Source organism: Flavobacterium terrigena (assembly GCF_900108955.1).
Lineage (GTDB): Bacteria > Bacteroidota > Bacteroidia > Flavobacteriales > Flavobacteriaceae > Flavobacterium > Flavobacterium terrigena.
Map to the genome: position 1 here is coordinate 73,120 of NZ_FNYA01000003.1, position 11,461 is coordinate 84,580.

An 11,461-nucleotide genomic window follows, 5' to 3' on the forward strand; every position below is an offset into this window, starting at 1 on the left:
AGAAAAAAGGTTTCAAGTTTCAAGTTTAACGTTATTGAACTTGAAACAAAAAAAACGTTAAACCTGAAACAAAAATTAAACAAATGGGAATTATAAAATTAACCAACATACGAACGTTTTCTTTTCATGGATGTTTAGTAGAAGAAAGTAAAATTGGAAGTGATTATAGTGTGAATTTAACCATAAAAACGAATTTAGAACCTTCGGCACAAACAGATGAATTGACTGATACAGTGGATTATGTAGATTTAAACCGAATTGTGGTAGAAGAAATGGCGATTAGAGCTAAACTTTTAGAGCATGTTGCCAAAAGAATTATGGATAGAGTTCTAAAAGAATTACAAATGGTGACAAAAATTGAAGTGGAAGTAACGAAATTGAATCCACCAATTGGAGGTGATGTTGAGGGAGTTACCATCGTAATGAAGAAAAAACGTTAATTTTTAGCCTTTAAACTTTAATTTTTTAAACTTTTTATTATATTTGCACCCTAATACAATGGCGTCTTGGCCGAGCGGCTAGGCACCGGTCTGCAAAACCGTCTACCCCGGTTCGAATCCGGGAGATGCCTCAGAAAACCTTCAATGAAAATTGAGGGTTTTTTTTATGATAAATTTTTAGAAAAAATTAATTAAAATATATTGCAAAACCTTCAAATAGGTTCTCCCGAAGTTTCGGGACGGAAATTGATTATGAAAACCTTCAATGAAAATTGAGGTTTTTTAACGGTAATTTTTAGAAAAGAAAACCCTCCAAGAGTTTTGAACTCTTGGAGGGTTAATATTAATTAGAATAAACCTTTAATTTGGCTTTCATTTTCCCTGTTTTAAAACGGTAACTTGCGGTTTGATAATTTGCAATTGTTAAGTTTTCTAACGCAATATTTTGATGTTTTAGAGCTTTCATTTCTTTCGTGTCAGCCTTCCAAAGATATTGATTAAATTCTTTTCTATCATTAATTTCGGTGAAAATTGAATTTTTAAGCAACCCTAAAGTTCTATAATTTCCTAGAAAAGCACGTTCTTCATTGGGTTGCATTAATCGAATATCTTTTCCGTATAAAGACGTGTTGTAATTCCAATTTAAATAACCAAAAAGTGTTGGCATAATATCTATTTGAGAAACTAATTTTTCAACTTTTTCTGGTTTGGTGTTTAAATTATAAATCAGGGCTGGAATGTGATGTTTGTCGATATTTAATTCCCATTTTCCAGCGCTACTTGCACAATGATCTGCAACAATTACAAAAACTGTATTTTTAAACCAAGGTTTTGATTTCGCTTTTTCTATAAATTTTCCAATAGCAAAATCAGTATATTTTACCACAGATTCTCTTGTTCCTTGTGGCATATCAATAGTATTTTTAGGAAAAGAGTAAGGTTTGTGATTAGAAGTGGTCATGATAAAATTAAAGAAAGGTTGCTTTGTAACATAATTCGCATCGGCAATTTTCAAGGTTTTATTATAAATATCTTCATCACAAATTCCCCAAGCATTTTCAAAAGTAACTTCATTGTCTTCAATATTGATTCGTTGCGTTTTTACATCATCAGAAAGTGGATTTCCTCTGTTTCTATCTACGATATTAAAGCCTTGTCCACCAAAAAAAGTGTTCATATTATCAAAATATCCATCGCCACCATAAATGAAGTTTAAATTGTATTTTTTTTGTTTTAAAACTGTCGCAATCGAATATAAATTCGCATTATTTGGTCGGCGAACAATACTATTTCCTGGAGTTGGTGGAACAGAAAGCGTTAAAGCTTCCATACCGCGAATGGTTCGAGTTCCAGTTGCGTAAAGATTCGTGAAAAAGACACTTTCATTTGCTAATTTATCCAAGTTTGGGGTAAGGTTTTGTTTGTTTCCAAAAGCGGTCATAAATTCGGCACTAAAACTCTCCACACAAATTAAAATAACGTTGGGTTTGTTTTCAGTTCCTGTATTACTTACTTTTCTTTCTAAATTAGCTAATTCATTAGAAAGATACACTTGATCATTTTGTTGAATATCACTTCTAATAATTGCAAATGCTTCTTTTTCTGATAATTTTTTATAGAACGTATCGTAATCTAATTCGTTAGAACGAAAAGCTGCAAAAAAGGAATAAACGCCGTTTTTAGACAATTCATTAACATATAGATTTTTACTTGTTTCCGCTTGTTTATTAGTGATAAACTCAATGTAAACTAAACTTATTGAAATAATTGTTATCATATAAATCAATCTATTTTTAAGCTTCATTTTATCAGAAAATACCATTTCAAGTTTCTTTGTTTTCTTAAAATAGAAGAAAAACAAACCTGTTAAAAGTAATAATGAAAAAATTAAAACTGGTAGTGGATACGATTGATTAATGTTTTCGATAACTTCATACGTGTAAATTAGATAATCAACAGCAATGAAATTAAAACGAGTATTGAACTCGCTCCAAAAAGGAAATTCTGCTAAAAAGGAGAAAACAGTAATAAAAAAAGTAAAGAATAAAATGAAGTAAGTTAGAGATTTATCAAGAATTGAACCTATAAATTTTGAAGGAAAAATTAATAAATATAATCCATAAATAAGACTAAAAAATACAGCAGTTCCAAAATCGAAAACTAAACCTTGCCCGAATATTTTAAATAAATTTAAAAAAGAAAAATCAATTGAATTATAAGATAAAATGAATAAAACAATTCGAATTGAAAATCCTAAAAGGCAATAAATTAAAATAAAATTTAATAAAATAGAGAAACGATTGTTAGCGATTATTTTCATGATTTTGTAGGTTTTAAAAATATACTACAAAAATAACCTTACCTATAAATTACTACTAAAAAAAGAAGTCTATCCTAATTAGAATAGACTTATAAAACAGGCAATTACAGCGTTTTTACTACAAATGTGTTTGTTTATATTCTGTTGGAGAAATTCCTTTAAATTTCTTGAAATTTGAATTGAAAGTTGCTTTGTTTTTAAAGCCTACAGAAGTTGCAATTCCTAAAATAGAGAAATGATCATTTTCTGGATTTGAATATTGTTTTATAAATTCATCTACACGATATTCATTGATAAAATCTTGAAAATTGGTTTGTAAATGAATGTTTAAAATTTCAGAAATGTAATGTTTTGGAATATGAATAGTATCACTAAAAGTTTGTAAAGATAAATTTTCGTTAGTAAAAATTTTATCCACTTCCATTGCTGCTATTATTCTTGTTTTATAGTTTTCAATATCATTACTATTCAAGGATGAATTTTTATATTTCGAATTGATAATAGGTAAATCGAAAAAATTATGATTGAATACAAATATGTAAGTTAGGTAATAAAAAAGTACAGAAATTTCAAAAATCAAAATAGAATTTAAAGTTACTATTATTTCTTTATCTAATAAAAAATCAATGATAAGTAAAGAGTAAGTTATTAATAATGAAATTAATAAAAAATAAAAAGGTGTTTTTATAAACTTAGCAATTTTAATTTTTTTAAGAAAAAACAATGAAAAAATTAGGTAGGTTACACAAACTACATAAATAAAATGTTCAAAAAATTCGATCCAAAAAGTTTCTATAAATTGCGTTTCATATAGTTCAATTAAAATAAAAATAGCTGTTGGAATAAAATAACAAATTACAGAAATATTGATTTTTTTAGAAGTCTCAAAATACTTTAAAAAAAGAAATAACAGCGTTACAAATAGGGTTTTATCTACGAAAAAGAAGTCGTAATTTGATAAAAACAAATTGTTATTATCATCGCCAATAATGTAAGATAAGAGTGAAACTAATAAAGCTGAAAGAAACCAAAAATTATAGGTTTGATATTTATTTTTATTCTTGAACAAGTACAATAATAAAAATATTCCTTGAAGCACCGCAATTATTTGAATAGTTTGTAACATTATTCTATTGCTCTTTCAATACCCAATTTGTTTTCTACCATTTGTTTTCCATTTGGAAAAATACCTTGAAGTATTAAAAATACACCAAAAATCAAGATAACTACATTTATAATTCTTTTAATTTTATAAATATTTGTGGGTGTTAATTTGTGTTTTAATTGTTTCGCTAATAGAATTTTAAACACATCTATACTTAAATAAAAAACAAGTATTGAAGTAAAAAATATAAAAATTCTTAAAGGTTTCATTTCCAATTGTGGTGCTTGCGTAATGATTACCATCATCCAAAAAGCTAATATTCCTATGTTGATTATATTTAAAAAGAAACCTTTAAAAAATAAGCCTAAATAATTATTCTTTTTAATATCTTCTTCATCATCTTTATCTTCTTGTTCGTTATATTTTTTCTTCAAAGAAGTGTTTGAAACAATTCCATAAATAGACATAATTAATCCGCCAATAATGTATAAATTGGGATTGTCTTTAAATTGTGCTAAAATCTGATTCGTAGCAAAATAGGCAATTAGTATCCAAATGATATCACTAGCCACAATTCCTAAATCGAAAATCATAGCGGCTCTAAATCCTTTAGTGATACTGGTTTCTAATAAGATAAAAAAACCTGGACCAATAGAAAATGCCAATAAAAATCCCCAAGGAAGAGCTGATAAAATATCTTGAAACATGTATAAATACGAAATTTGAAGTTTGAAGTACGAAGTTAGTAAAAATTAAATAAAAAAAACCTACAAGAATGAACTTATAGGTTTTTAAAATATGTAATTACTTCTTTATTTTGCTTGAACAATTTTTCCGCCAGCAATTTTCTTTTCATTGATTTGTTTTGGTTTTCCGAAAATAGTAATCGTTCCACCAGCTCTTGTTTTAGCTTCGACTAAATCAGTAGCATAAACATTAGCTAAACCTCCAGCGTTTACTGTAACTACAGTTTGTTGTGAGATACAATATTCACCATCGTATTTTGCACCAGAATTAGATAAAACATCCTGATTTTTCACTGTTCCTTTAATCGTAACAATACTTCCAGCTCCGCAACGAACGGTTAACTTATCTGCTATTAAATTTTTTAAAACCACCTCTGAGCCTTCTTTTGTAATAATATCGAAACCAATGGCTTTAATTTCCTTTTCAGAAGATATTCTACTTCCTTCGTTGGCTTCTACAGCATCTAATTTTTTAAAATAGACCGTTGCAGAAATATCATCACCTTTTAACATTTTTCCTAAAGGTAATCGTAATTTTAATTCGCCATTATTATTGATTAATTCTACTTCTTCAGAATTGGCTCCTTTTAAAATAACTTTGTTTTCAGTTCCAGGAAGTAACAACACATCAATTTTATCAAAAGCGGTTACTTTATTGAAATCTCCAACAGATTTTTCCGTTTGTGCAAAAGCTATTGAGCTTAAAAATAGTATTGAATAAATTATTTTTTTCATGTTTTTTATTTTAACTAAACAGTTTATTTATTTTCTCTAACAAAATGAAAATCCAATTGTTTCTTCACTAAATCGGCGTTCTTTACTTTAACGTAAACTTCGTCTCCTAATTGTATTAAATTTTTAGAAACTTCACCAACTAAAGCATATTGTTTGTCGTCAAATGTGTAATAATCGTCTTTAATTTCTCTTATACGAACCATTCCTTCACATTTGTTTTCGATAATTTCTACATAAATTCCCCATTCGGTAACTCCAGAAACAACTCCTAAAAACTCTTGATCTTTATGGTCTTGCATGTATTTCACTTGCATATATTTAATAGAATCTCTTTCCGCTTTAGCAGCTAAATTTTCTCTATCAGATGAGTGAACACATTTTTCTTCAAATAATTCTTCACTTACACTTTTTCCACCATCTAAATAAAATTGTAACAAACGGTGTGCCATAACATCAGGATAACGACGAATTGGCGAGGTAAAATGTGAATAATAATCAAACGCTAATCCGTAATGACCAATATTATGTGTTGAATAGGCAGCCTTACTCATAGTACGAATGGTAAGCGTATCCACCATATTTTGTTCTTTTTTTCCTTGGACTTCTTCTAATAATTTATTCAAAGAGAAAGAAATATCTTGTTTCGATTTTAAATTTAAATTGTAACCAAATTTCGAAATCACATTTTGTAAACTAAATAATTTGTCTTCATTTAGTTCATCGTGAATTCTGTATACAAACGTTTTCTTTTGTTTTCCGATAAATTCAGCAACTTTTCTGTTTGCTAACAACATAAATTCTTCAATCAAATGATTGGCATCTTTACTTTGTTTAAAATAAACACCAACTGGTTCTGCATGTTCATTTAAATTGAATTTCACTTCTACTTTATCGAAAGAAATCGCACCAGCATTCATTCTTTTTCTACGAAGAATTTTTGCTAATTCGTCCATTTTTAAAGTTGCTTCTACAATTGGTTTTGGCGCATGATATTCTTTTCCAGTTAATGAAATATGAGCTGGAATAATATCTGATTTACTTTCTATAATTTCTTGAGCTTCTTCATACGCAAATCGTTGATCCGAATAAATTACAGTTCTTCCAAACCAAGAATCAATTACATCTGCTTTATTATTCAATTGGAAAATAGCAGAAAACGTATATTTTTCTTCATTTGGTCGAAGTGAACAAGCAAAATTAGATAACACTTCTGGTAGCATTGGAACCACTCGGTCAACTAAATATACAGAAGTGGCTCTTTCATACGCTTCATCATCTAAAATAGTTCCTTCTTGAAGGTAATGAGAAACATCGGCAATATGCACACCAATTTCATAATTTCCATTTGGTAAAACTTGAAATGATAAGGCATCATCAAAATCTTTCGCATCTTTTGGATCGATGGTAAACGTTAAGACTTTTCTCAAATCTTTTCGTTTCGCAATTTCTTCTTCCGTTATAGAAGTATCAATTTGATTGGCATAGGCTTCCACTTCAACAGGAAAATCGTATGGTAAACCATATTCTGCTAAAATCGCATGAATTTCTGTATCGTGTTCTCCAGGTTTTCCTAAAACTTTAATGACTTTTCCAAAAGGAGAATCAGCTTTTTTAGGCCAATCGACCATCGAAACTAAAACTACATCACCATGTTCTGCATTAAATATATCATTTTTTGGAATGAAAATATCCGTGTACATTTTCGCATTTGTTGTAGTTACGAAAGCAAAATTTTTCTGAATATCAATAACGCCAACAAATTCGGTTTTAGCTCTTTCTAAAATTTCTAAAACTTCCGCTTCTGGTTTACGGCTACTTCTTCTGTTGTAGATATAACATTTGACTTTATCACCATCTAAAGCATGATTTAAATTGATAAAAGGAATATAAACATCGTCTTCTAATTCTTTACAAACAAAATATCCCGATTTACGAGAAGTCATATCCACAGTTCCTTCGTAATATTCTGCTTTTGAAATTATTTTGAATTTACCGCGTTCGGTTTCTTCAATTTTTCCTGCTTTTTCTAAAATTTTTAATTCTTTGATAATTTCATTTCTACTTTGTGTATCATTGACTTCAATTATCGCAGCGATTTGTTTATAGTTAAAGGCTTTATTGGGTTCTTTCGATAGTATTTTATATACGTGAGCCGAAAAATCTTTGGCTTTTTTTGTCATTTTTCTAAAATTCTTTTTCATATTATCATTCTATTATGGATTAAAAGTACAAAGAAGTATTAATAAAATAGAATTAAGAAGTAAGATTTAATAAAATATTAATTTTTCTAAAATCTAAAATAAAATAAAAAAGGTTGTCTAAATAATTTCAAACAACCTTTTTTAAAAACGAAATATTTATTTATTCAACTATAATCGTTTTAGTAGCTTTACCTTGATTAGTAATTACTTCTACAAAATAATTTCCTTTTGCTAAAGATTTAACATCGATAGTTTTACTTTTTTCTGATTTTATAAATTGACCTAAAGTGTTATAAATGTTTACTTTTTCTAAAGTTAAATTATTTTCTAAAGTAATATTTAAAATTTCAGAAGTTGGGTTTGGATAAATTGAAAAGTTATTTAAAATAAAAGAATCTGAAGCTAAAACACCATTAATAGGGTTAAAATTTGTCCAAACAGGAGCTGCTTCATAAGCAGTTTCACTACCAATTGGAACATTTAACGCACATGCTGATTGATTTACGTTTAAAAAAACATTATCAAGAATTGCTAAAGGTATTGAAATAGCACAATTTACCGTTGTTAAACTAGTACAATCTTGAAAAGATCTAAAACCAATAGAAGTCAAAGAATTTGGAATAGTTACTGATGTTAAAGCTGTACATGAACGAAAGGAATCAGATCCAATAGAAGTTAAAGAATTTGGTAAAGTTATTGATGTTAAACTTGTACATAAACGAAATGCTTCAAGTCCAATAGAAGTTACTGAATTTGGAATAGTTACTGAAGGTAAACTAGTACAACGATAAAAAGCATACATTCCAAAAGAAGTTATTGTATTTGGAATAGTTACTGAAGTTAAATTAATACAATTACTAAAAGTACCATGTTCGATAGTAGTTAAAGAGTTTGGAATAATTACTGAAGTTAAACTTTCACAACTTTGAAAAGCATATTGTCCAATTGAAGTTATAGAATTTGGAAGAGTTACAGAAGCTAAATTAGTACAAAGAGTAAAAGCATGTGGTCCAATAGAAGTTACAGAACTTGGAAAAACTATCGAAGTTAAATTAGAACTGCTTTCAAAAGCTTGTTGTCCAATAGAAGTTACAGAATTCGGAATAATTATAGAAGTTAAACCAGGACAACCACGCAAAGCACTAAATCCAATAGAAGTTACAGAATTTGGAATAGTAATTGAAGTTAAACCAGAACAATTAAAAAAAGCAGTACTTCCAATAGAAGAAACATCATAATTTTGGCTATTATACACAACGGTAGCAGGTATATTAGCAGCGCCATTAAAACTGGTGTGAGTAGCAACGGCTACTTTAAAAGTAACAGCATCAGTAATTGTATAATTTATACCATTATAAGTAAAATTTTGAGACATTGAAATTGTACTTACTAGTATAAGTACTAAAAAAAGTAATTTTTTCATTTTAAATTTATTTTTCACAAATGTAGAATTTAAAATTTTTAATTTTCTAAAATCTGAAAGTTTTCAACATATATTAAAAACAACAAAAATATTTTTTAATTAAATTTAAATTATTGATGGTTATTATAGCGTGTTAATATGTACTATAAATTTATTTTCAAATGTTGTTTTTTAAACTTATAGTTAGTTATACAAAGTAATAAACAATGTTAATTTTACGTAAAGTCTTAGTTTTCAATTTGATTGAATTTTAAAAAGAAATCTTATTAACAACTGTTAAAATCTAAAAGTAGTTCTCCTTTGTATAAAACTAAGTTTTCCAATTTTGTTAATAACCACTCAAAAACTATTAATAAAAAAACAATAAGATGTAACAACTAAATTAGGATTTGAAGTTTAAGATTTGGATTACAATTTTAAATCAGATAACCAAAAAAAACTTCTTACATTCTATCTTTAGTTATTAACATGTTTTGTTAAATTAAGATTAACTGATTATCAAGCAATTGCGATTTTCTATTAACAATGCACTTTTTTTGTTAAAATTTTTCAGAATTCTTACATTTATTATAACGTAATAATAATTACAAATTTACTTCTTGATACAGTGGATATTGATTATTTTTGTAAAACTATATTAACAACACAATTCACAACTATGACAATCTCAATTGGTAACGACCACGCAGGTCCAGACTACAAAAAAGCAATTGTTGACTATTTAGAAAACAACAAATACGAAGTTATTAACCACGGAACAGATTCTTTAGAAAGTGTAGATTATCCAGATTTCGGACACGCTGTAGCCTATGATGTGGAAAGCAAAAAAGCACATTTAGGAATCGTAATTTGTGGTTCTGGAAACGGAATTGCAATGTCTGCTAACAAACACCAAGAAATTCGTGCGGCTTTATGTTGGACCAAAGAAATTGCAGAATTAGCACGTCAGCATAATGATGCTAATATTATTTCTATTCCGGCACGTTTTACTTCTATTCAACAAGCTGTTGAAATGGTTGACGTTTTTTTAAATACAGAATTTGAAGGCGGAAGACATGCAAATAGAGTAAATAAAATTGCTTGTAAATAAATGAATAACATTGAAAAATTAACTGATGAACAATTGGTCAATTTATTTCAAAACCCAAATATTGATATTGAATTAAAGAAATCAATTATCAATGAAATTGACAGAAGGGATTTGGAAAAATTAATTCCAAAAAATGAATCAATTGATTTTAAGACAAAAATTGAAATTCTTTTTACAAGTTCTTTTTTATACAAAACACATTTAAAAAATTCGTCACAATTATTAAGTGACGGAAATAAAAAAGAATACAAACAATATTGGAGATTTTTTATTTATGGAATAATCTTTTATACAGTTGTTTTGCTAGTAATAGCAAAGTATTTCATTAAACCTTATTTTATTAAATAATAATGAGCCATAATCACGTCCACATTGCTAAAAATAATGTAAAAGCAAACAATTTAGTGTATTCTATTTTATTGAATTTACTTATTACTCTTGCGCAAGTTGTGGGCGGAATTATCTCAGGAAGTTTAGCTTTAATTTCCGATGCCTTACATAACTTTTCCGATGTATTATCACTCGTTTTTAGTTTATTCGCACACAAACTTTCCAGAAAAAAAGCCTCAATTGAACAAACTTTCGGATATAAACGCGCCGAAATATTAGCCGCTTTTATTAATGCTTCAACATTAATTATAGTAGCCCTTATTTTAATTTATGGCGCCATTGAGCGTTTCGTTCATCCTCAACCCATTCAATCCAACACCGTTATTTGGTTGGCCATTTTAGGAATTCTTGTCAATGGTTTTTCGGTATTATTATTAAAAAGTGATGCCAATCATAATTTGAATATGAAATCGGCTTACTTACACTTATTAACAGACATGATGGCTTCCGTTGCTGTTTTAGTTGGTGGTTTGTTAATGAAATTTTACGGTTGGTATTGGGTAGATAGTGTAATGACTATTTTAATTGCCCTTTATTTAATTGCGGTTGGATTTGATTTGGTGAAAAAATCTACAAAAATATTGATGCTTTTCACACCAGAACATATTGATATTAAAGAGATCGTAAGAGAAGTGCATAAAGTGGAAGGTGTTGGGAAACTACACCACATTCACGTGTGGTATTTAAATGAAGAAGAAATTCATTTAGAAGCGCATTTAGATTGTCCAGAAGATTTTACTTTAACCCAATTTGACGAAGTTTTAAATCGCATCGAAATGGTTTTATTTGAACAATTCGGAATCAATCATACCAACATTCAACCTGAATTTAAAAAAGAAGACCCAAAAGATTTTATCGTACAAGATTAGTAAATTGCGAAATTTTTAATAAAAACGCAAAAATCATAGTTAAAATTACATCATTATTGCGATTACTTAATTTTTGGTGTAAAATGTTTAATTTTTTTACCGTATTTCTGTTTTTTTTGTATTTTTGGTAGGTAACATACAC

10 protein-coding genes and 1 tRNA gene are annotated in these 11,461 nt (G+C 28.1%); 5 read left to right on the forward strand and 6 right to left on the reverse strand.

Going from position 1 to position 11,461, the window contains the following annotated elements; all coding sequences use genetic code 11:
* Window positions 1–83 precede the first annotated feature (83 nt).
* Both folB and BMX42_RS06900 read left to right on the forward strand, forming a co-directional pair.
* A complete protein-coding gene (gene folB / locus BMX42_RS06895; protein ID WP_091311113.1) occupies window positions 84–440 on the forward strand; it encodes a dihydroneopterin aldolase in 357 nt (118 codons plus the stop codon).
* 60 nt (window positions 441–500) lie between these two features.
* A tRNA-Cys gene (locus tag BMX42_RS06900) sits at window positions 501–571 on the forward strand.
* Between the two features lie 212 nt (window positions 572–783).
* Here the strand turns inward: BMX42_RS06900 and BMX42_RS06905 are convergent.
* The 6 genes from BMX42_RS06905 to BMX42_RS06930 all read right to left on the reverse strand — a co-directional run bounded on the left by BMX42_RS06905 (window position 784) and on the right by BMX42_RS06930 (window position 8,970).
* Window positions 784–2,760, reverse strand: coding sequence for an LTA synthase family protein (locus BMX42_RS06905; protein ID WP_091311119.1), 1,977 nt, complete (start codon window positions 2,758–2,760; stop codon window positions 784–786).
* 118 nt (window positions 2,761–2,878) lie between these two features.
* Window positions 2,879–3,886 carry a helix-turn-helix domain-containing protein gene (locus tag BMX42_RS06910; RefSeq protein ID WP_091311123.1) on the reverse strand — a complete coding sequence of 336 codons (1,008 nt, stop codon included), beginning with the start codon at window positions 3,884–3,886 and terminating at the stop codon, window positions 2,879–2,881.
* Window positions 3,886–4,572, reverse strand: a complete 687-nt coding sequence (locus tag BMX42_RS06915) for a LysE family translocator (protein WP_091311127.1) — start codon at window positions 4,570–4,572, stop codon at window positions 3,886–3,888. Before BMX42_RS06915 ends, BMX42_RS06910 begins: the two co-directional genes overlap by 1 nt.
* Before the next feature lie 105 nt (window positions 4,573–4,677).
* Complete coding sequence (locus BMX42_RS06920; RefSeq protein WP_091311131.1) at window positions 4,678–5,346, reverse strand: head GIN domain-containing protein; 669 nt, start codon at window positions 5,344–5,346, stop codon at window positions 4,678–4,680.
* 23 nt (window positions 5,347–5,369) lie between these two features.
* Complete coding sequence (gene rnr / locus BMX42_RS06925; protein WP_091311135.1) at window positions 5,370–7,547, reverse strand: ribonuclease R; 2,178 nt, start codon at window positions 7,545–7,547, stop codon at window positions 5,370–5,372.
* A gap of 160 nt (window positions 7,548–7,707) precedes the next feature.
* Window positions 7,708–8,970 (reverse strand): leucine-rich repeat domain-containing protein, encoded by a 1,263-nt coding sequence (locus BMX42_RS06930; RefSeq protein WP_091311139.1) that lies wholly within the window; start codon window positions 8,968–8,970, stop codon window positions 7,708–7,710.
* A gap of 658 nt (window positions 8,971–9,628) precedes the next feature.
* On the opposite strand from BMX42_RS06930, the gene rpiB reads away from it, so the two are divergent.
* From rpiB to BMX42_RS06945, 3 genes are read left to right on the forward strand one after another with little or no spacing between them, the layout of a single operon-like run.
* Complete coding sequence (gene rpiB, locus BMX42_RS06935; RefSeq protein ID WP_091311143.1) at window positions 9,629–10,060, forward strand: ribose 5-phosphate isomerase B; 432 nt, start codon at window positions 9,629–9,631, stop codon at window positions 10,058–10,060.
* The gene (locus BMX42_RS06940) at window positions 10,061–10,408 is read left to right on the forward strand and encodes a hypothetical protein (protein WP_091311148.1); all 348 of its coding nucleotides are present in this window, start codon (window positions 10,061–10,063) and stop codon (window positions 10,406–10,408) included. It begins immediately after the preceding gene.
* A 2-nt stretch (window positions 10,409–10,410) separates the two neighbouring features.
* Window positions 10,411–11,319, forward strand: coding sequence for a cation diffusion facilitator family transporter (locus BMX42_RS06945; protein WP_091311151.1), 909 nt, complete (start codon window positions 10,411–10,413; stop codon window positions 11,317–11,319).
* The last annotated feature ends 142 nt before the right edge of the window (window positions 11,320–11,461 follow it).